At 55.2% G+C, this 19,680-nt stretch carries 19 protein-coding genes; 14 read left to right on the top strand and 5 right to left on the bottom strand.

From position 1 onward, the window contains the following. The first annotated feature begins 24 nt into the window (after nucleotides 1–24). The 10 genes from CPH80_RS16250 (at nucleotide 25) to CPH80_RS16205 (ending at nucleotide 11,005) form a co-directional block, all read left to right on the top strand. A complete protein-coding gene (locus CPH80_RS16250; protein WP_096279426.1) occupies nucleotides 25–2,526 on the top strand; it encodes an acyl-CoA dehydrogenase in 2,502 nt (833 codons plus the stop codon). 208 nt (nucleotides 2,527–2,734) lie between these two features. Then, nucleotides 2,735–3,508 carry an ABC transporter ATP-binding protein gene (locus CPH80_RS16245; protein WP_096279424.1) on the top strand — a complete coding sequence of 258 codons (774 nt, stop codon included), beginning with the start codon at nucleotides 2,735–2,737 and terminating at the stop codon, nucleotides 3,506–3,508. Beyond that, on the top strand, nucleotides 3,505–4,488 hold the full coding sequence (locus CPH80_RS16240) for an ABC transporter substrate-binding protein (RefSeq protein ID WP_096279423.1): 984 nt from the start codon (nucleotides 3,505–3,507) through the stop codon (nucleotides 4,486–4,488). The genes CPH80_RS16245 and CPH80_RS16240 overlap by 4 nt, the downstream gene beginning before the upstream one ends. 2 nt (nucleotides 4,489–4,490) lie before the next feature. After that, nucleotides 4,491–5,261: an ABC transporter permease gene (locus CPH80_RS16235; RefSeq protein WP_096279421.1), complete on the top strand. Its 771-nt coding sequence runs from the start codon at nucleotides 4,491–4,493 to the stop codon at nucleotides 5,259–5,261. A 172-nt stretch (nucleotides 5,262–5,433) separates the two neighbouring features. Beyond that, the gene (locus CPH80_RS16230; RefSeq protein ID WP_096279419.1) at nucleotides 5,434–6,207 is read left to right on the top strand and encodes an ABC transporter ATP-binding protein; all 774 of its coding nucleotides are present in this window, start codon (nucleotides 5,434–5,436) and stop codon (nucleotides 6,205–6,207) included. After that, the gene (locus CPH80_RS16225; RefSeq protein WP_096279417.1) at nucleotides 6,197–6,916 is read left to right on the top strand and encodes an ABC transporter ATP-binding protein; all 720 of its coding nucleotides are present in this window, start codon (nucleotides 6,197–6,199) and stop codon (nucleotides 6,914–6,916) included. The genes CPH80_RS16230 and CPH80_RS16225 overlap by 11 nt, the downstream gene beginning before the upstream one ends. A gap of 64 nt (nucleotides 6,917–6,980) precedes the next feature. Continuing rightward, nucleotides 6,981–8,198 carry an ABC transporter substrate-binding protein gene (locus tag CPH80_RS16220; protein WP_096279415.1) on the top strand — a complete coding sequence of 406 codons (1,218 nt, stop codon included), beginning with the start codon at nucleotides 6,981–6,983 and terminating at the stop codon, nucleotides 8,196–8,198. Between the two features lie 38 nt (nucleotides 8,199–8,236). Next, nucleotides 8,237–9,133 (top strand): branched-chain amino acid ABC transporter permease, encoded by an 897-nt coding sequence (locus tag CPH80_RS16215; RefSeq protein WP_096279413.1) that lies wholly within the window; start codon nucleotides 8,237–8,239, stop codon nucleotides 9,131–9,133. 7 nt (nucleotides 9,134–9,140) lie between these two features. Beyond that, complete coding sequence (locus CPH80_RS16210) at nucleotides 9,141–10,061, top strand: branched-chain amino acid ABC transporter permease (RefSeq protein ID WP_096279411.1); 921 nt, start codon at nucleotides 9,141–9,143, stop codon at nucleotides 10,059–10,061. 5 nt (nucleotides 10,062–10,066) lie between these two features. Beyond that, nucleotides 10,067–11,005: an ornithine cyclodeaminase family protein gene (locus tag CPH80_RS16205; protein ID WP_096279410.1), complete on the top strand. Its 939-nt coding sequence runs from the start codon at nucleotides 10,067–10,069 to the stop codon at nucleotides 11,003–11,005. 5 nt (nucleotides 11,006–11,010) lie between these two features. On the opposite strand, the gene CPH80_RS16200 is transcribed toward CPH80_RS16205, so the two are convergent. Continuing rightward, the gene (locus tag CPH80_RS16200) at nucleotides 11,011–11,964 is read right to left on the bottom strand and encodes a LysR family transcriptional regulator (protein WP_096279408.1); all 954 of its coding nucleotides are present in this window, start codon (nucleotides 11,962–11,964) and stop codon (nucleotides 11,011–11,013) included. 123 nt (nucleotides 11,965–12,087) lie between these two features. Between CPH80_RS16200 and CPH80_RS16195 the strand changes: the two genes are divergently transcribed. Further along, nucleotides 12,088–13,005: a DMT family transporter gene (locus CPH80_RS16195; protein WP_096279406.1), complete on the top strand. Its 918-nt coding sequence runs from the start codon at nucleotides 12,088–12,090 to the stop codon at nucleotides 13,003–13,005. On the opposite strand, the gene CPH80_RS16190 is transcribed toward CPH80_RS16195, so the two are convergent. Both CPH80_RS16190 and CPH80_RS16185 read right to left on the bottom strand, forming a co-directional pair. Further along, complete coding sequence (locus tag CPH80_RS16190) at nucleotides 12,994–13,557, bottom strand: gamma-glutamylcyclotransferase (RefSeq protein ID WP_096279404.1); 564 nt, start codon at nucleotides 13,555–13,557, stop codon at nucleotides 12,994–12,996. The genes CPH80_RS16195 and CPH80_RS16190 overlap by 12 nt on opposite strands. A gap of 39 nt (nucleotides 13,558–13,596) precedes the next feature. Further along, complete coding sequence (locus CPH80_RS16185; protein WP_096279402.1) at nucleotides 13,597–14,226, bottom strand: MarC family protein; 630 nt, start codon at nucleotides 14,224–14,226, stop codon at nucleotides 13,597–13,599. A 168-nt stretch (nucleotides 14,227–14,394) separates the two neighbouring features. Between CPH80_RS16185 and CPH80_RS16180 the strand changes: the two genes are divergently transcribed. Together CPH80_RS16180 and pntB are read left to right on the top strand one after the other, a co-directional pair. Beyond that, on the top strand, nucleotides 14,395–15,972 hold the full coding sequence (locus CPH80_RS16180) for a Re/Si-specific NAD(P)(+) transhydrogenase subunit alpha (protein WP_096279400.1): 1,578 nt from the start codon (nucleotides 14,395–14,397) through the stop codon (nucleotides 15,970–15,972). A 12-nt stretch (nucleotides 15,973–15,984) separates the two neighbouring features. Then, nucleotides 15,985–17,385: a Re/Si-specific NAD(P)(+) transhydrogenase subunit beta gene (gene pntB / locus CPH80_RS16175; protein ID WP_096279398.1), complete on the top strand. Its 1,401-nt coding sequence runs from the start codon at nucleotides 15,985–15,987 to the stop codon at nucleotides 17,383–17,385. A 69-nt stretch (nucleotides 17,386–17,454) separates the two neighbouring features. Here pntB and bamE read toward each other — a convergent pair whose 3' ends face one another. Continuing rightward, on the bottom strand, nucleotides 17,455–17,763 hold the full coding sequence (bamE, locus tag CPH80_RS16170; RefSeq protein ID WP_096279396.1) for an outer membrane protein assembly factor BamE: 309 nt from the start codon (nucleotides 17,761–17,763) through the stop codon (nucleotides 17,455–17,457). Nucleotides 17,764–17,862: 99 nt separating this feature from the next. Next, a complete protein-coding gene (locus CPH80_RS16165) occupies nucleotides 17,863–18,975 on the bottom strand; it encodes an NADH:flavin oxidoreductase (protein ID WP_096279394.1) in 1,113 nt (370 codons plus the stop codon). Between the two features lie 105 nt (nucleotides 18,976–19,080). Here CPH80_RS16165 and CPH80_RS16160 point away from each other — a divergent pair, with 105 nt between their 5' ends. After that, on the top strand, nucleotides 19,081–19,551 hold the full coding sequence (locus CPH80_RS16160) for a winged helix-turn-helix transcriptional regulator (protein ID WP_096279392.1): 471 nt from the start codon (nucleotides 19,081–19,083) through the stop codon (nucleotides 19,549–19,551). The last annotated feature ends 129 nt before the right edge of the window (nucleotides 19,552–19,680 follow it).

The following is a 19,680-nucleotide window of genomic DNA, read 5'->3' as shown; positions in this document are numbered from 1 at the left end:
CATCCACGATACGGAGGTCTGCCCATGAGTGTACTTTTACTGCTCATCAGTGCCCTGATTCTGATCTACCTGGGAGTTGGCGGCACCACCGCCGCTCTGGTGATGTCCATCGCAACCTTAGTGGGCGTGTTCCAGGATGAGTGGCACATTGCCAGCATTTTGTTTGGGGGGCTTTTTCTGGCGCTGGCCCTGATTCTGGTTATTCCTAGTGAACTGCGCCTAGACAAATTCAGCCGCCCCCTACTGGGCTGGGTTCGCAGTCGCCTCCCGAAGCTATCTTCAACTGAAGAAGAAGCCCTGAAATCCGGCTCTGTGGACTGGGACGGCGAGCTGTTTTCCGGTAAGCCGCAGTGGTCGAAGCTTCTGGATGCCAGGCCGGCGCACCTAACCAGCGAAGAGCAGGCGTTTCTTGATGGCCCGGTAGAAAAACTCTGCGCCATGCTGGATGACTGGAAGATAACCCACGAACACTACGACCTGCCGGACAAAGCCTGGAAGTTCATCCGCGAGAACGGCTTTTTCGGCCTGGTGATTCCGAAAGAAGATGGCGGCATGGGCTTCTCCAACACCGCCCATTCAGAAATTGTGATGAAGATTTCCACCCGCAGCGTGTCTGCGGCTGTCACCGTGATGGTACCCAACTCCCTCGGCCCAGGTGAGTTGCTGATGCATTACGGTACTGACGAACAGAAAAAGCACTACCTGCCCCGGCTAGCAGGTGGCGAAGAAATCCCCTGCTTTGCGCTGACCTCCCCGGTCGCCGGCTCCGATGCGGGTGCTATTCCCGACAAAGGCATTGTGTGTAAGGGCCAGTGGAACGGTGAAGAAGTGCTGGGTTTGAAGGTCACCTGGAACAAGCGTTACATCACTCTGGCCCCGGTCGCTACGCTGATCGGCCTAGCTATCAAGGTTTACGACCCAGATAGTTTGCTGGGCGACGTCCGTGAAATTGGCGTGACCTGCGTTATGGTTCCCCGCGACACCGAGGGCGTAAACGCGGGCGCACGTCACTTACCGATGAATACCGTATTCATGAACGGGCCCACCTGGGGTACCGAAGTGTTCATCCCCATGGAGCAAGTCATCGGCGGCCAAGACATGCTCGGTAAGGGCTGGACTATGCTGCTGGAATGCCTCTCCATCGGCCGTTCTATTTCTCTGCCTGGGCTGGCTACCGGTGCCGGCAAGGTTGCCAGCTTGGCGACTGGCTCCTACGCCTATACTCGCGAGCAGTTTGGCCGCTCCATCAGCCAGTTCGAGGGCGTGCAGGAAGCTCTGGAACCCATCGCCGGCTATACCTACATGATGGATGCCGCGCGCTTGCTAACCTCTGGCATGCTGGACCGTGGCGTTCGGCCTGCTGTGCCTTCAGCACTGCTGAAATACCGCAACACCGACCTGATGCGAATAGTGATCAACCACGCCATGGACGTAGTGGCAGGCCGCGGTGTGATCACCGGCCCCCGCAACTTCATGGCCCGCGCCTACAATGCCGTGCCCATCGGGATTACGGTAGAAGGCGCAAACATACTGACCCGAAGCCTGATGGTGTTCGGCCAAGGCGCTATTCGCTGCCATCCGTTCATTGTTGAAGAAATTGCAGCCGCCGGCATGGAAGACGAAGACCAGGCCACCAAGAAGTTCGATGGCATCTTCTACAAGCACCTAGCCCACACCACACGGAACGCTCTGCGTGCGCTGCTTTTAGGGCTCACCGGAGGACTGCTGGAATCTGTTCCCAGGCAGGGCGATATCAAATCATCATATCGCCAGCTTGCCCGTTTCTCGGCAGGGTTTGCTCTGATGACCGACGTGACTCTGCTCTCCGTCGGCGGCGGTCTCAAGGCCAAGCAACGCTTGTCCGGGCGCATGGCAGACAGCTTGGTGCAGTTGTATTACGCCTCAGCAGTGATCAAACAGTGGCATGAAGAAGGCTACCCGGCCGATCAGCGGCCGCTGGTGGACTGGTGCTTGCAAACCTGCCTGCGGGATCTGCAAAACTCCATGCGCGAGGCCATCATCAACTTCCCGGTACCTGCCCTGCGCTGGCCGTTGCGCCTGTTAGTGTTCCCGCTGGGTGCAACCGGCCTCAACGGGCCGGATGACAAGCTGGGCACCCGCGTGGCCGCAAGCATTGTGGAGGACACGCCGTTACGCCAACGCATCAGCCGTGGTGCATATACCACCATGGATACTGACGATCCCCTCGGCCGGGTTCTGAATGCCTACAAACTGGCAAACGAAACCGCCGATATGCGCAAACGTCTGCACGATGCCATCCGCAACCGTGATGAAGACGACCTAGACGGCATCGCGTTGCTGATGGGCCATCAGCGCAAGGAACTGGTCGACTGGGCCTGCGCCGAAGGCATTGTTAAGGCCGATGAATGCGACAAGTTGGAAGAGGCACTGACGGCCCTTTATGACGTTATCCGGGTGGATGCGTTTGATGAGGAAGGCCTGAAGGCGCTGTCTCGCTGTGCCAAGGGCAAGCGCAAAGTCGTTGAAAGGCCCGCTGACAAATAACCGATATAGATGCCTGTCGGGCCATGCCCGGCAGGCATCAGTACTCCTCCCTCACAATATTTAACCCTGCTTTTCTCTCTCAGTTACTCGCCCGCTTTAACACCATTCCGATAAAAAATCTGGAAAGCCCTTTTTTGATTTTGTGTTTAGTAATAACATATAGTCTCTTTATGCATTTATGGTATATATGAATATATCGGTGGGCTATATGGAACTGACATTCAACGACGTGACAAAGTCTTTTGGCGACCTCAACGTCATTGAGCATTTCAGTACGACAATCAAAACCGGCGAAATTGTTGCTCTTGTCGGGCCGTCTGGCTGTGGCAAATCCACGTTGTTGCATATGCTAGCTGGCCTTGAGAAGCCTTCGACCGGCACCCTGACAGCGAACGGTAAAGGTGTTGAAAAACCCTCACCTCATCGCACTCTGGTATTTCAGGAGCACGCTCTATACCCCTGGCTGACGCTGGCGGGAAACGTGGCTCTGGCGCTGGAGTTTCAGAGCACGCCAAAGCAGGCGGCGTTGGCAGAGGCCCACAAATGGTTGGAAAAAGTAGAGCTGTCTGGTTTTGAGCATTACTACCCGCATCAGGTATCGGGTGGTATGCGACAGCGTTGCGCTCTAGCCCGGGCTTTTATCGCACGGCCTGAAGTATTGCTGCTCGACGAACCCTTCGGCGCACTCGATGCACTGACACGAATGACACTGCAAAGTGTTCTGAAAGACCTGATTGAAGAAGAGCGGCCTACGGTCGTGCTGGTTACCCACGATATAGACGAAGCGCTATATCTTGCCGATCGTGTGCTGGTATTCAGCAACCGACCCGCCACCGTGCTAAGCGAAATCGAGCTTGGACATATGCCTAAAACCCATGACCTATCTGCCTTCGCCGATATCCGGCGTGATGTGCTGAATAAGTTGGGGATCGATACTGACACAACGCCGGCTCACGCCGGGAAAACAGGAGAAACTGTATGATTCGCTGGTTGATAACATCCGTTCTGGCACTGGCGCTCGCCGGGCCGGTAACTGCAAATGAAGAGTTTCGGGTTGGCTATGTGCGCGTAATGGACGATGCCCAAGCCATGCTCGCTCACGAAGCAGGCCTGTATAAAAAGTATGGCCTGGACGCAAAGCTGATTGAGTTCAGTTCCGGAACCGACCTGATCAAGGGCATCGTCGGGGGCCAGCTTGATATCGGTGTTTTGGGCTTTTCTAATGCCTTCACTTGGGCATCTCGTGGTGCCGACCTGAAAATTGTTGGCGGCGCGCAACGCGGATACCATTCTCTGGTCGTGCGGAACGATTCAGGCATTAACACGGTCGAAGATCTCAAGGGCCGCAACCTCGCCTCCCAAAAACAGGGCAGCACAGCCGATATCGTGCTCAAAGGTGTCATGTTGGCCAATGCCGGATTACAACCAGACGACCTGAATATTATGGGAGTGGCACCGGCGGTAGCGGTTCAGTCTCTGGTAGGTGGACGTGTGGACGCTGCTTTCCTGTTTGAGCCCTACGACCGAATTGCCCAGCTTGTTGCACCGGTTAAGCAAATCTATGAAATAGGTGAAGTGTGGCCTTTCCCGTGCATGGTGGTTATTACCTCCGGCGATACTCTGAAAAACCGTAAAGACGTTATCTGGGCTGCGCTCGACGCCCAGCGTGACGCCATTGAAATGCTGGAAAACCAGCCTGAGAAAGCGGCTACGTACATCACCGATTACTTCATTAAAGAAGATGTTGTTAAATCCCTCAATGAAGGCGATATACCTTCGGAAAAGGTGATTACCCAGGCAATTCAGACCAACGATTTTAGCTCCAAGCTGACCGACGCCGATATTGATCGCATGAAAGAGTTAGCAGGCATTATGCAAAAACAGGGCATTCTCGCTGATGACAAAACCTTCGACGTTGACGCTCTGCTCGACCTGACCTGGCAAGAGACTCGCGAGCTTTAAACATGAGCAATAGCCAGACAAGGGGCGTCGCTACTAAGCGGGCTTATGTGATTGCCATCGCCGTTATCCTGTTTTTCTGGCAGGTAGCGGCATGGTTTCTGCCCGACTTCCTGATGCCAGACGTTCACACCGCGATCGTGCGATTGTGGGAGGAGCTGAACAGCGCCGAGTTCTATGAGGGGCTTGGTAACAGCATGACACGGCTTGGAGCTGGTTACGGTGCGGCGTTGTTCTTCGGAATCCTTCTGGGGCTTGTTGGCGGCACGATAAATGCGGTGCGGGGGCCCCTCAAGGCGGCCATTATTATTCTGCAATCCATTCCGTCGATTGCCTGGGTGCCACTATTCCTGATTCTGATGGGCTTCGGTAATTTGCCAATCATCGTTGTTGTGGCGATTGGCGCGTTTTTCCCCACCGCGCTGAGTGTCATGAATGCAACGGAAAGTGTCGAAAAGGTGCACATTTCTGCCGCACGAGTAATGGGGGCGTCCAAAGTACAGATGCTGAAGCGCGTGTACTTTCCCGCGGTCACTCCAGAGTTGATTACCGGGGCGCAGCTGGCTTTTGGTAATGCCTGGCGTGCGTTGATATCTGCCGAAATGATTGTGGGTTTCAGCCCCGGGCTTGGTAAATCCCTTGCTTATTCGGGAGAGATTGCAGACATGACCGGAGTGATGACGAACATACTGGTTATTGCAATTTTGGCTGCGGTGATCGACCAAGTGATTCTTGAGCGCATCAAGCACCGGTTACTTCGGTATCAATATCTTTAATACTGAGACACATCGATGGTCATGGCCCAACTTGACAGAATCACGATTCACATCTTTACTGGAGTCTGTACTTGGGACATCAAAGTCTGGCTCTAACAACCTGTTTTAAATTAAAAAACAACAATCAATAACTGCCAGTGCGTGAACCACTGATCAGCCGGGGGTGCTTACCGTGACCGACCATACCCAGAAACCGGCCGCTATTCTGGAAACCTGCGGTCTCACCAAAAACTTTAAGGGCTTCACCGCCATCAAGGACGTCAATCTCAGTGTCCAAACCGGCACGATCCATGCCTTGATAGGCCCCAATGGGGCAGGCAAAACTACGTTTTTTAATCTGCTGACCAAGTTCCTGACGCCGTCATCCGGCAAGATTATCTATGACGGCCGGGACATTACCCACGCCAAGCCGGCAGGCATCGCCCAGCTCGGTCTGGTTCGCTCGTTTCAGATTTCAGCCGTGTTTCCCCATCTTTCAGCAAGGGAAAACGTTCGCATTGCACTGCAACGAAAACTGCAGGTGTCCTACCAGTTCTGGCGCCCGATGCAGATTCTCGACCAACTCAACGAGAAAGCTCAGGCGACGCTGGAGCAGGTCGGTCTTGGCACTTTTGGGGACGTAAAAGCGGTTAAACTGCCTTATGGACAAAAAAGGGCATTGGAAATAGCCACGACCATTGCGCTGGAACCGAGGCTGATGTTGCTGGATGAGCCCACTCAAGGCATGAGTGCGGAAGATGTGAGCACGGTGACCGATCTGATCAAACGCGTGGTCGAGGGCAGGACTATCGTCATGGTTGAGCACAACCTCAATGTGGTATCGACGCTCGCCGACCAGATCACCGTACTGAACCGGGGCGAAATCCTTGCGGAAGGCAATTATGCCGAGGTTTCCAAAAACCCCGAGGTGATGGAAGCTTATATGGGTACGACTGATGCAGCCTGAGCAAAAGCCGGAATTACTGCGGATTGAGAACTTGCATGCCTGGTACGGCGAATCCCATATACTCCATGGCCTGAATCTGACGCTTCGCGAGGGTGAAGTCATTACTCTGCTAGGCCGAAACGGTTCCGGACGAACGACAACCTTGAAAGCCATACTCGGGCTGGTCAGTAAACGCACCGGCTCCATCAAAATCCACGGCACCGAAATTATCAATATGCCGACACACCGGATTGCCCACGTGGGCAAACTTGGGTACTGCCCGGAAGAGCGGGGTATTTTTGCCTCTCTGAACGTAGATGAAAACCTCGAATTGCCTCCGGTAGTCGCCAAAGGTGGGCTGTCGGTAGACGAAATCTACACCATGTTTCCCAACCTGAAAGAACGCCGTAAAAGCCAGGGATCCAAGCTCTCCGGCGGCGAGCAGCAGATGCTGGCGATTGCCCGAATCCTGCGCACGGGTGCCTCCCTTCTGTTACTGGACGAGATTACCGAAGGGCTTGCCCCGGTAATCCTGAAAAGCCTGGGTAGTGTTATTCGAAAACTAAGAGAAAGGGGCTTCACGATTATTCTGGTAGAACAGAATTTTCACTTTGCCGCACCTTTGGCGGATCGGCATTACGTGATCGAGCACGGCAAGGTGGTACAACAAATTGATGCGGCCGACCTTGAGGCCAAAAAAGAGCAGTTGAACAGACACCTGAGTGTCTGAGCCTGTGGGCCTGGACCGCCTTTGTGGATCCGACCCGGAACCTAATAACAAAAGGAATCCCACTATGTTCAAGCACTTGAAACAAGGACTGGTCGTCGCTGTGGCTGCGGCGTCCCTCACATTACCTCTAACCGCAGCCGGAGCTTTGTCTGACGACAAGGTCAAGATCGGCGTACTCAGTGACATGTCGGGGGTCTATAAGTCTCTGGAGGGCCCCGGTGCCGTTATCGCAGCTGAAATGGCCATCGAAGACTTTGGCGGTTCGGTTATGGGCAAATCCATTGAGTTGATCTCAGCAGACCACCAGAACAAACCGGATATTGGCGCCAGCACCGCACGTGAATGGATCGACGCCAAAGAAGTGGACATGATCACGGCCCTGGATAACTCCTCGGTCGCGCTTTCCGTTCAGGGCCTTGCCAAGGACAAGAAAATCATCACCATGAATACCGGTGCTGGTTCCACCGCGCTGACGGAAGAACAGTGCTCGCCCTATGGCATTCACTATGTCTACGATACCCATGCCCTGCCAGTGGGTACAGCCACCGCGATGGTTAAAAACGGCGGCAAGAAATGGTTTTTTATCACTGCGGACTATGCCTTCGGGCATTCACTGCGAGATAACACCGGTGCGGTAGTAGAAAGCATGGGCGGCGAGGTGGTCGGCAATGTCAACGCACCGCTCTCCACCAATGACTTCTCGTCCTATCTGCTGCAGGCCCAATCGTCCGGTGCAGACGTAATCGGGCTGGCCAATGCCGGCCAGGATACAGTCAATGCCATCAAGCAGGCTAACCAGTTCCGTATTGTCCAAAGTGGTCAGAAACTGGCTGGCATGCTGGTGTTCCTGACCGATGTGCACAGTATGGGTCTCGACATAGCTCAGGGTCTGCAATTTACCACCGCCTTTGTCTGGAACCAGAATGAAGAAACCAAAGCGTGGTCCAACCGATTCAATGAGCGCCATGGTGCCATGCCAACGATGGTCCAGGCGGGTGTCTATTCGGCTGTGTCCAACTACCTGAAAGCGGTCAAGGAAGCCGGAACGGACGATACCGAGACGGTTCGCGCCAAACTGGGAGAAATGACTCTGAACGACATGTTCGTGAAAGGTGGCAAAATTGCCCCCAACGGCTCCATGCTGCACGACATGTACCTGGTGGAAGTGAAAAAGCCCTCGGAATCGAAAAGCGAGTGGGACCTGCTGAACGTGGTCTCAAAGATTCCCGCAGATCAGGCCTACATCTCAATGGCAGACACCAAATGTCCGCTGGTTAATTAACACGCCGTTTGACGACGACTTAAAGGGAGATAGCCAACGTGTCGATAGAAGTCATTCTTGCTCAGGCGCTGCTTGGGCTTAATGTCGGTGTGTTTTACGCCATGTTGAGCCTCGGGCTTGCGGTGATATTCGGACTGTTGAACATCATCAACTTCGCCCACGGCGCCATGTATATGCTCGGTGCCTTTATCGCATTGATTGGCTACTCCTTTCTGGAGCAGTGGTTCGGTGTCAGCGTCCAGATTGGCTTCTGGGCGTCGCTGGTTCTGGTGCCATTGCTGGTCGGTCTGCTGGGGGTGCTCATTGAGCGCTTCCTGCTCAGGCGCCTGTACGAACTGGATCACATATACGGGCTGCTGCTGACCTTCGGAATTACTCTGATTCTTCAGGGCCTGTTCTCCAACTATTTCAACGTCTCCGGCACCCCCTACCCGGGTCAGCCGGAGAGCTTGAGTGGGGTGGTGGACCTTGGTTTTATGTATTTCCCCACCTATCGTCTGTTCGCCATCGTGTTCTCGCTCGTGGTGTGTTTTGCCACCTGGTTCTTCATTGAGCACACTAAATTAGGCTCGCGTCTGAGAGCCGGCGTCGAAAACCCGGACCTGACTCAGGCGTTTGGTCTTAACGTTCCGCTGATGATAACCCTGACCTTTGCTTTCGGTGCTGGTCTGGCGGGGCTCGCCGGCGTACTGGCTGCTCCGATGTACTCGGTCAGCCCCCTGATGGGGGCCGACCTGATCATCGTGGTGTTCGCTGTTGTGGTGATCGGCGGCATGGGCTCCATCATGGGCGCCATTCTCTCCGGTCTTGCACTTGGCCTCATCGAAGGCCTGACCAAGGTGTTCTACCCACCCGCTGCCAGCACCGTCATTTTCTTCCTGATGGTACTGGTGCTGCTATTCCGTCCGGCGGGACTGTTCGGTAAGGAGAAGTGAGCCGCTCATGACCAATCGTATCCTGTTTATTCTGATGCTTGTTGCAGGCCTGACCGCACCGTTCTTCGCCTACCCGGTGTTTGTTATGGATCTGCTGTGCTTCGCGCTGTTTGCGTGCGCCTTCAATCTGTTACTGGGTTATGCCGGGCTCTTGTCGTTTGGCCACGCTGCTTTTTTCGGCGGCGCTGCCTATATCACGGGGTATGTCACCAAGGAGTGGGGCTTTTCGCCGCTACTCGGTATATTGGCAGGAACCGGGTTTACCCTGGTTCTTGGCAGCATTTTTGGCTTCCTGGCGATTCGTCGGCAAGGCATCTATTTCGCCATGGTCACCCTGGCCCTGGCACAGATCATCTATTTTCTGGCGCTGCAGATGCCGTTTACCGGCGGCGAGAACGGCTTGCAGGGCATCCCCCGGGGCGAGCTATTCGGATTCATTGATCTGAACAACTCCCTCGCCATGTACTACTTTGTGTTCGCCATTTTCCTGATCGGATTCGGCATCATCTACCGCACCATTTATTCGCCGTTTGGCGTGGTACTCGAGGCAATCCGGGAGAACGAATCCCGCGCTTTGTCGCTGGGGTATGACGTAGACCGCTTCAAGCTGCTGGCCTTCGTTATCTCCGCTTCGATCGCCGGACTGGCCGGTGCCACCAAGGCGATCGTTTTCCAGTTTGCCGCACTCACCAACGCCCATTGGCAAACCTCCGGCGAGGTCATACTGATGACTCTCGTGGGTGGGCTGGGCACCGTTTTTGGCCCTGTCGTTGGCGCCATCACCGTCGGGGCCCTCAGTCATGAACTCTCATCCTTCGGCTCCTGGGTGCAGGTGATTCTGGGTACTATCTTCGTGGTTTGTGTGATGGTGTTCCGGCGTGGCATCGTCGGTGAGATCCAGCGACTGGCCACCCGTAAACAGGATTAGGCATTATGCGTATTATTTCTGCACAAGAGGTGGGGAGCGCGCTGGCATGGCCAGCACTGATCGAACGTCTTGCCAATACGTTCCGGCATGGCGTGGAAGCCCCACCACGACACCATCACGCCATGCATCGGCCGGATGGCGAGGCCACCATGCTGCTGATGCCCGCCTGGGAACAGGCGGGGTATATCGGCATGAAAATGGTCAACGTGTTCCCACAAAATGCCAACGCCGGCCTGCCCGCCATCTCCGGTTTATATATTCTGTGTGAAGGCCAGCACGGCACTCCTCTGGCCTGCATCGATGGCAGCGCGCTAACCAGCCGGCGCACCGCAGCGGCTTCTGCCCTGGCGGCCCGTGAGCTGTCGCGACAAGACGTTTCATCATTGTTGGTAGTCGGCACCGGCAAGCTGGCACCCATGCTGATAGAGGCTCACGCCACGGTGCGCCCTATCCGCAAGGTGCGGATATGGGGCCGCAATCCGAACAAGGCTGCAGCGCTGGCTGAACGTTTCAGCGATCGCTTTGATTGTGAAGCGGTGAATGACCTGGAAACCGCTGTTCCCGAAGCAGACATCATCAGTTGTGCGACCCTGTCAACCGAACCACTGATCCGGGGCGAATGGCTGCAACCCGGCAGCCATCTCGATCTGGTCGGCGCGTTCCGGCCAACCATGCGGGAAACCGACAGTCAGTGCCTGGCTCGCAGCGAGGTATTCGTGGACACCTACGCCGGTGCTATGGGCGAAGCCGGAGATATACTGCAGGCCATCAACGAGGGTGCATTCAGTGAAACCAGCCTGCGCGCCGAACTGGCGGAACTGATCAGGGGCGACAAGCCTGGGCGCACCAATGACCAAGCCATAACCCTGTTCAAATCCGTGGGCGCCTCGCTCGAAGACCTTGCCGCCGCCATCGAGGTATGGGAAACCCTGGAAAATAACTAGTAGAGTTAGCCCGCCCCACTCCGCAGCCCTCCTTCAATCGCCTCACTGACCAGCCAGCGGCGCAGTATCTGAATACCGCGCTCCCGTCGGCGGCTGGCTTTCCAGGCAAAGTAAAATTTGTCTCCGGTAACCAGTGAGTGGCAGGGCAAACGCACAAACTCCTCCGAGCCCTTGCGGGTGCTGAGCATGTAATCGTTGGTGAGCGCGATGCCTTGATGAAACCGCGCGGCTTCGAGGGCCAACAACATGTGGCTAAAATGCTGGATGCGAGCGCCGGTGGGGATGGTTTCGTCCACCATGCGATACCAAGCTTCCCAATCGCCGGCGGCCTTGTCGTAAATACTGTGGGTGGATAACAGAGGGAAGCGGGCTATTTCAGCCGTGGTCATGGCAGGCTCGTCGCGCCCCGTTACGCCTATCTCTCGCCCCAGCTCCCTGCGAATGCGTTGCCAGTAGTCTTGGCTGCACACGGGGAAAAGCCGTTCCACGTACAAAAGCTCGTAACTGTAGGCCGGTGAGTTCCTGTGGATGGTGATAAAACAGTCCGCCACTCGGTCAGACAGCACCGGGCTTTCGCTGCTCATTTCCAGCGCCAGTTCTACCTGCGGGTGCAAGCGCTGCAAATCCGGCAGCCGGGGTACCAGCCAACGTACGGCAAAAGAGCTGAACACCGATAACCTAAGGAGGGATTCCTCACGCCCCAGCAATTGCTCACTGGCCCGCTCTATCTGAAGTAAAGAGGTGCTGATGGCATCCAGGTACTGACGACCTTCGTCAGTCAGTGCGAGTGTGCGCCCGCTACGCCAGAACAGTTTTTCACCCAGGTAGGTTTCCAGCTGTTTGATCTGATGGCTCACCGCGCTCTGGCTTACCGCCAATTCCTGAGCAGCCATGGAAAAGCTGTTGAGGCGAGCAACGGCTTCGAATACGGGTAGGGCTTTAAGGGGAGGCAGTTTCATTATCTATTTTTCTAATACCCAATCAATAAACATCACTTTATCGGATATTAAATCGCAAATAGACTACGACTGCCACCTCCTATGCGTGCGCTTTATTCATATCTGGATTTCAGGAAAGAAACCATGTCAGGCAAAACTGTAAACAGCGCAATTCTCTTGCTTGTGCTAGGCAACGCCATGGCTTTGATATCTGACGTATTTATCAAGCTCATGGAGCCGGGCTTTCCCATTTTACAGTTCGCGTTTCTACGCTGCCTGATCACACTTGTGTTCCTGCTGCCGCTGGCGCGAAAAATTGACCGGAGCAACCTCTTCGCGGGCTTCAAGGTGCATGCGTTACGGGCGCACATTCACCTGGTGGGCCTGCTGTGCATGATCGTAGCTCTGAGTAACCTACCGCTGGCCACGGCCAACGCAGTGTTTTATGCAGCGCCGATTCTTGTGATGGTATTTTCAGTATTCATCTTCCGGGAAACCCTCTCGCCCCTGAGTGTGATCGCGGTGTTCAGCGGCTTTGCGGGCATCATCGTTATCCTGCGCCCAATGGAGTTCAATTGGGCCGCCATTGCAGCGCTGGGGTCGGCGTTCTCGCTGGCTATCAATGCCGTTATGGTACGCAAGCTGCCAAAGGGCCAGAGCACGGTGCACAAGCTGTTTCTTAACTACCTGCTGGTCATTCCGGCCTCTGCATTACTTGCGGGATGGGAGTGGCAACAAGGCGCAACCTGGCACCCGGAGATTCTGTTTTCTGCGGCGGGTTCTGCATTTTTTATTCTGGGCTACAACATCACTGTTCTGCTGGCTTACCGCCAGGTGGATGCGAACCAGGTGACCAGTGCGGAATATACGGGGCTGATTTGGGCTGTGGCTATCGGCTGGATATGGTTTAACGAAGTACCAGACTGGTGGTTCTTGGTGGGTAGCATGATGGTTGTTGTGCCGCTGGTGCTGATTGGCCTTAACCAGCGTCGGAAATCACCGCCCAGGGGGTTTAATCCCGCCACTCGCCCGCAAGATCAGGAAGCTAACTCAGGAGTCTGATTTTAGGAACGCTTCTATAGAAAATGTGTGCGTACACTCGTCACCTAGTGTTCGTAATGACTCAGCCAGTCTGAAGAGGTATTCGGAGTTGGGGCCGCTGGGGCCTGTTGCTGTAGCAATCTGGCGAGCTATATCGGCTTCGGGCGCATGACCTAAGAACACTTCATTGTCCGCGGTGGCGATATATACCAGCCCTTGCGCATAGCTACCGTTTTCGAACGTCAGAGCTGTGGAAAACCTCAAATAACCGTTCTTTTCCCGCACGTCCAAATGTTCGAACACACTGGGTGATACCCGGAAGGCCATACCCTTGCAGGTGCCACCTGGCTGCTCAATTAGAGTCGCCACCCTACCCGGCGCTTCTGGGGTGCCCCGGTGGTCGTGGGACCCCTGCCAGAACCGACGCGCCCAGCCCTGGATAGACGCGGGGCGTTGCTCCAAAAACGGGAAGTCTACCTTGTAAATCAGCGAACCATAACCGAACAGCCAGATCGATTCGATGCCGGAGAAGTCCTGTCGGTTGCGATTGTGTTCTATGGTGTCGGTGGACATCGCGGCTCCTGATAACCTCTTTTAGCCTTCTATAATCTCTTATAAACCGGTGCTGGCGATAAAGCCCGTGACGCCGGTTAGTACAATCTCCGCTGCCATGGCCGAGAGAACAAGGCCGCTGATTTTGGAGAGAATGTTGAGGCCGGTTTTACCCAGAACTTTTTCCAGATACCCAGACAGGTGCAGCAGTATACCCAGAATAAACAAACCGGAAAGCAGGCCTAACAGGCCACCGGCAACTTCCGGTACCTTCTTGAGTTCGGCGCCGTACACCAGAATAGCACCTATGGTGGCGGGGCCAATCATTACCGGGACCGCAAGTGGCACTACTGCAATGTCGTCGCGATCTTCTTCGGGCAGGCCGGTGGCGTGGTTGCGGGTGCCACTGGTGACCAAGCTGATGGCGGTTAGGAACAGTAGCGTACCGGCACCAATGCGGAAGGAATCCAGGGTAATGCCAATCGCACTGAACAGCACAGGGCCGCCAAAGAACAGTATGACTCCCATAACGGAAGCTGCGATACAGGCCCGGCGGATAATCGAGGCTTTTTCAGCAGCCGGCAACCCACGGGTTAAGGCGATAAACATGGACACCGCAAAGAACGGCGCCAGCAGAAACAGGAAGCGGATCGTACTGCTGATGTACGTGCTGAAAAACATCTCAAACATCAAAATTTTCCGGTATGTGAAAAACGCAAAGCATAGCTGCAAATCGGAATTTCTTCCGTACGCAACAGAACGTATGGCATGCAAAGTCTTGGAGTTGCACTAGTATGTAAATATCAGATATCGAGTTCAACGGTTCATTCTACGGTTCAGCCGAAGGACGTTTCAAAAATGAAAATTGGCATTCCGAAAGAGATATATACAGACGAACGGCGGGTTGCAGCGACACCACCCTCGGTGCACAAGCTAATTGCCTTGGGCTACGAGGTCACTGTTGAAACCGGTGCCGGCGAGGCGGCGCACTATCGCGATGAGGCCTACGAGTCCGTTGGTGCAACCATTGCAGCGGATACCGGCTCGTTATGGCGCGACGCGGATTTCATCCTGAAGGTTCGTGCACCCATGCAGAACCCCGCGTTGGGCAAGCATGAAGCTGATTTGATGAAGGAAGGCGGCTTTCTAGCCAGTTATATCTGGCCAGGCCAGAACTCTGAGCTTCTGAAGCAGCTTGCTGCCCGAAAAATTACCACATTCGCTATCGACAGCCTGCCCCGCATCAGCCGCGCCCAGAAAATGGATGCGCTGAGCGCCATGGCCAATATCGCCGGATACCGCGCGGTGGTGGAGGCGGCCAATCACTTCGGGCGTTTCTTCACCGGCCAGATGACGGCGGCAGGTAAGGTGCCACCGGCCAAGGTAATGGTAATCGGTGCCGGCGTGGCCGGGCTCGCGGCTGTGGGCGCTGCTAACAGCTTGGGCGCGATTGTCCGGGCCTTTGATACCCGGCTGGAAGTGAAAGAGCAGGTTGAAAGCATGGGCGCCGAGTTTCTTCAGTTGGATTTTGATGAGGAAGAAGGCGCGGGCACCGGCGGTTACGCCAAACAAATGAGCGATGAATTCATCAAGGCAGAGATGGCCCTGTTTGCGGAGCAGGCCAAAGAGGTGGACATTATTATCACCACCGCCCTGATTCCCGGCAAGCCTGCGCCCAAGCTGATCACGGCGGACATGGTGAAATCCATGAAGCCCGGCAGTGTGGTTGTCGATTTGGCGTCGGAGCGCGGCGGCAACTGCGAACTCACCGAGCCTGGCAAAATTGTCGTGCAACACGACGTCACGCTGATCGGCTTTACCGATTTGCCAAGCCGCATGGCCAAGGTCGCCAGTGATCTTTACGCCACTAACCTGTTCCATCTAGTGACTGAGCTGACGCCGGAGAAAGACGGCAAGCCACAGGTAAACATGGAAGATGACGTGATTCGTGGCCTCACGGTGGTACTGGATCAAGAGGTGACCTGGCCACCACCTCAGCCGCAGACACCAACCAGCCCCAAACCCGCGCCCGGCACAGAAGAGCCCTCGGCGGAACAGAAAGCGGCAGCGCACAAGGAATCTCAACGCCGCAGCCTGATTGGCAAGGGCGCGGTGCTAATTGTCACCATTGCTGCGCTTTATGGCGTGGGCGCTCACGCACCGGAAAGCTTCCTGAGGCATTTCACGGTATTTGTGCTTGCCTGTTTTATTGGCTGGCAGGTTGTCTGGAACGTGACAGCCTCTCTGCACACGCCATTGATGAGTGTGACCAACGCTATCAGCGGCATTATCGTGATTGGTGCCATGTTACACCTGGCCCAGGCGGACAATGTCGCGGTCGGGATTATGGCGTTTGTAGCGGTGCTGATTGCCAGCATCAACGTAGGGGGCGGCTTCCGGGTTACCCATCGCATGCTTAAAATGTTCCGCAGATAAGGGGTGACCGCCATGAGTACAGGACTCGTCAGTGTGGCCTACGTGGTCGCCAGCGTATTATTTATTCTCAGCCTCGGAGGCTTGAGCCATCAGGAATCCGCACGCCGGGGCAACCTTTACGGTGTTGCCGGCATTCTCATTGCGCTGGTAGCCACAATGGCCAGCGTCAGTGACAGCGGGCTCGTCGCTATCTTGATTGCAGTACTGGCCGGTGCCAGTGTCGGTATTGTCATCGCCAATAAGGTGGAAATGACCCAGATGCCGCAACTGGTGGCACTGCTGCACAGCTTTGTGGGTATGGCCGCGGTGCTAGTGGGCTTCACGGGTTATATCGAGCCGCTCACACACACCACCGGTGCCGAGCACACCATCAAACTGGTGGAAGTGTTTGTGGGTATCTTCATCGGCGCCATCACCTTCACCGGCTCTCTAATAGCCTGCGGCAAGCTTGATGGACGTATCGACAGCAAAGCTCTCACCCTGCCCGGCCGCCACCTGATGAATCTGGCTGCAATAGCGGTATCGGTGTTGCTGGGTGCCTGGTTCCTGAACACGGACAGCATGGCCCTGGGCATACTTGCGTTGGTGCTGATGACCGTGGTTGCCGCCGTACTGGGTGTGCATCTGATCATGGCCATTGGCGGCGCCGACATGCCCGTGGTTGTCTCCATGCTCAACAGTTATTCCGGCTGGGCCGCGGCTTCCATTGGCTTCATGCTGGGTAACGACCTGCTGATCGTTACCGGCGCACTGGTAGGCAGCAGCGGTGCCATTCTCAGTTACATCATGTGCAAGGCCATGAACCGGTCGTTTATCAGCGTTATCCTTGGGGGCTTTGGCCAGACCAGCAGTAGCGGCTCTGCCGCAGCGGGTTCTGATGACCAGACGGCTCTGGAGACCAATGCTGACGAAGTCTGCGAAGAACTTCGCAACGCTGAATCAGTGATTATCGTACCGGGTTACGGCATGGCCGTGGCTCAGGCCCAGAGCGGGGTCAGTGATCTAACCAAACTGCTCAGGGAGCGGGGCGTGACTGTGCGCTTTGGTATCCACCCGGTTGCTGGCCGTTTGCCTGGGCACATGAACGTGCTGCTGGCAGAAGCGCATGTGCCCTACGACATAGTGCTGGAGATGGACGAGATCAACGCGGATTTCCCGAAGACTGACGTGGTGCTGGTTATCGGCGCTAACGATACGGTGAACCCGGCAGCGGCAGAAGACCCGGGCAGCCCGATTGCCGGCATGCCGGTGCTTGAAGTTTGGAAAGCGCGGCATGTGGTGATTCTTAAACGAGGTATGGCAACAGGCTATTCCGGGGTGGAAAACCCGCTGTTCTTCAAGGACAACTCCCGCATGCTGTTCGGAGATGCCAAAGACAGCATCGACAAACTGGTGAGCGGGTTGCGAGACTAAACCACGTAAGCCTTATGGCCATGATGAATGCGGTATCCGGATCTCGCGGATACCGCATCAACAGGGTCGTTACTCTGTGGTGTTATATACGTAGGAAGAAACGCTGCCATCCGGGTTGAACCGGACAACCAGATCGGTCGTTTCGGCATCGCCAAAAGCTGACCAACGATATTTGCCGTAGGTCCAGGTGCGCTTACCGTCTTCAACGCCTGTGCGCCAGGGCTCACCAAACATCTCCTGAATGTCGGCCCGAGTGGTTTCATCCACGGTAATCTGATCGATATTGTGAGTAGAAAAATCCTTGCCTACGGTGGCGCAACCGGCAAACGCCAGCAGGCTTGTAAGCATCAATACTGAAACACTGTTTTTCGAAGACATTGCTGTCACTCCTGTAAATTCTTCCTGTAAAAAACACCCCCATCATACGCATAGGCAGTGGGGGTGTGCTGTTACAGGGAGGAAATGCTCTGTCCAAACTCAGTACAGGTTGGTGAGAGATTTGCGTGCGAAATCATCCACGTCGCCAAGCCGTCCTTCCTTCACTTTGGTGAGCCATTCGGGATCCTGCAGAAGTGCGCGGCCCACGGCAATCAACTCAAATTCGTGGTTGTTCATGCGCTCTACCAGCTCGTCGATGCCAGACTGTTCTACCGACTCTTGCTTGCTGGCCATCGTGCCGCTAATGAAATCTTCCGTTAGACCAACGCTGCCAACCGACATGGTGGGCTTGCCAGAAAGCTTCTGAGTCCAGCCGGCAAGGTTGAGGCTGGAGCCTTCAAACTCCGGCTCCCAGAAGCGACGCGTTGAGGCGTGGAAAATATCCACACCGGCTTCAACCAGCGGTTTGAGAAACTGTTCGAGCTCGTCTGGGCTGTTTACCAATTTTGCTTCGTAATCCTGCTGCTTCCACTGGGAGAAACGCAGCATAATGGTGAACTCGGGGCCCACGCGATGGCGAACCGCTTCCACAATCTCAACCACGAAGCGCAAACGGTTCTCCATGCTGCCGCCGTACTCATCTTCACGCTGGTTGGTGCCTTCCCACAGGAACTGATCGAGTAGATAACCGTGGGCACCGTGAATCTCTACACCATCAAACCCCAAGGCTTTGGCATCCTGTGCAGCATCGGCAAACGCAGTCACAACATCTTCGATGTCTTCTTCGCTCATCGCTTTGCCGTTTGGCTTGCCAGGGGCAAACAGGCCCGACGGACTGTAACCGGGAACCGAAGTATCCGGCCCTGATCCTTCCTTGCGCACCGCACCTACGTGCCAAAGCTGCGGGAAGATTGCACCGCCGGCTTCGTGCACTGCATCTACGACGTTTTTCCAGCCTTCCAGTGCTTCGTTACCATGAAACGCAGGTACATTGGGGTAACCACTAGCCGCAGGATGGTTCACTGTAGTGCCTTCGGTAATAATCAGGCCCACACCCGCCTCGGCACGGCGCCGATAGTAGGCAACTACGTTCTCACCGGGAACGCCTTTGGGCGAGAAATTCCGGGTCATAGGCGCCATGGCAACGCGGTTGCGCAGTGTAAGGTTGTGGATCGCGAAGGGTTCAAACATGGGGCCCAGATTCATGGTCATTGATAGCTACCTCAGTAATTTGGTTTCTTAACGCAACTGTATTTAATAAAGCAACTCTATTTAATCTGGTTTTAAGATGCAACCTTATTATGTACACTTCAACCCATGGCCAGAAAACGTTTTGATGACTCCAATTGCTCCGTCGCCCGCGCCCTGAATCAGGTGGGTGACTGGTGGTCCCTACTGATTGTGCTGCAAGCTATGTACGGCACCCGGCGTTTTGTAGACTTTCAGCAGGAACTGGGTATCGCCAAAAATATCCTGTGCGACCGTCTAGCTCGGTTGGTGGATAACGGTGTACTGAAGAAAGTAGAGGTGGGTGAACACGGTTCCCGCTTCGAATACCGGCTTACCGAGAAAGGCCGGGACCTGTTCCCGGTGGTTATTGCCCTGCGTCAGTGGGGCGACAAGTGGAACCCTGCACCTGATGACGCTCCGCTGGATCTGCGGGACAGGGCAACAGGGCAACCTGTTCAAACCATTCAGGTACACAATGCCGATGGTGAGCCCATCACCGTGCGGGATGTTTTTGTAGCTGACGCACAGACCCCAGGCAGCAAAAAAGACTTCGCCTGACAACCAGCACATATACATTTCCAGCCCATTTCTTGAGTTGCGTCAATCTGGCGCGCCAACCTACATCATCCAACCGCGATTATTGCGCTATATCAAGTTTCCGATCTCTGTGGCCTTTAACCTGAGCTC

The sequence above is a fragment of the Marinobacter sp. LV10R510-11A genome, assembly GCF_900215155.1.
Taxonomy (GTDB): domain Bacteria; phylum Pseudomonadota; class Gammaproteobacteria; order Pseudomonadales; family Oleiphilaceae; genus Marinobacter.
This window is presented reverse-complemented; position numbering and strand designations above follow the sequence as displayed.

What these genes read in the sequence shown, in the direction of transcription:
- CPH80_RS16250 (WP_096279426.1), top strand. Translation starts at nt 25, where the DNA reads ATGAGTGTACTTTTACTGCTCATCAGTGCCCTGATTCTGATCTACCTG.
- CPH80_RS16245 (WP_096279424.1), top strand. Translation starts at nt 2,735, where the DNA reads ATGGAACTGACATTCAACGACGTGACAAAGTCTTTTGGCGACCTCAAC.
- CPH80_RS16240 (WP_096279423.1), top strand. Translation starts at nt 3,505, where the DNA reads ATGATTCGCTGGTTGATAACATCCGTTCTGGCACTGGCGCTCGCCGGG.
- CPH80_RS16235 (WP_096279421.1), top strand. Translation starts at nt 4,491, where the DNA reads ATGAGCAATAGCCAGACAAGGGGCGTCGCTACTAAGCGGGCTTATGTG.
- CPH80_RS16225 (WP_096279417.1), top strand. Translation starts at nt 6,197, where the DNA reads ATGCAGCCTGAGCAAAAGCCGGAATTACTGCGGATTGAGAACTTGCAT.
- CPH80_RS16220 (WP_096279415.1), top strand. Translation starts at nt 6,981, where the DNA reads ATGTTCAAGCACTTGAAACAAGGACTGGTCGTCGCTGTGGCTGCGGCG.
- CPH80_RS16210 (WP_096279411.1), top strand. Translation starts at nt 9,141, where the DNA reads ATGACCAATCGTATCCTGTTTATTCTGATGCTTGTTGCAGGCCTGACC.
- CPH80_RS16205 (WP_096279410.1), top strand. Translation starts at nt 10,067, where the DNA reads ATGCGTATTATTTCTGCACAAGAGGTGGGGAGCGCGCTGGCATGGCCA.
- CPH80_RS16200 (WP_096279408.1), bottom strand. Translation starts at nt 11,964, where the DNA reads ATGAAACTGCCTCCCCTTAAAGCCCTACCCGTATTCGAAGCCGTTGCT.
- CPH80_RS16195 (WP_096279406.1), top strand. Translation starts at nt 12,088, where the DNA reads ATGTCAGGCAAAACTGTAAACAGCGCAATTCTCTTGCTTGTGCTAGGC.
- CPH80_RS16190 (WP_096279404.1), bottom strand. Translation starts at nt 13,557, where the DNA reads ATGTCCACCGACACCATAGAACACAATCGCAACCGACAGGACTTCTCC.
- CPH80_RS16185 (WP_096279402.1), bottom strand. Translation starts at nt 14,226, where the DNA reads ATGTTTGAGATGTTTTTCAGCACGTACATCAGCAGTACGATCCGCTTC.
- CPH80_RS16180 (WP_096279400.1), top strand. Translation starts at nt 14,395, where the DNA reads ATGAAAATTGGCATTCCGAAAGAGATATATACAGACGAACGGCGGGTT.
- pntB (WP_096279398.1), top strand. Translation starts at nt 15,985, where the DNA reads ATGAGTACAGGACTCGTCAGTGTGGCCTACGTGGTCGCCAGCGTATTA.
- bamE (WP_096279396.1), bottom strand. Translation starts at nt 17,763, where the DNA reads ATGTCTTCGAAAAACAGTGTTTCAGTATTGATGCTTACAAGCCTGCTG.
- CPH80_RS16165 (WP_096279394.1), bottom strand. Translation starts at nt 18,975, where the DNA reads ATGACCATGAATCTGGGCCCCATGTTTGAACCCTTCGCGATCCACAAC.
- CPH80_RS16160 (WP_096279392.1), top strand. Translation starts at nt 19,081, where the DNA reads ATGGCCAGAAAACGTTTTGATGACTCCAATTGCTCCGTCGCCCGCGCC.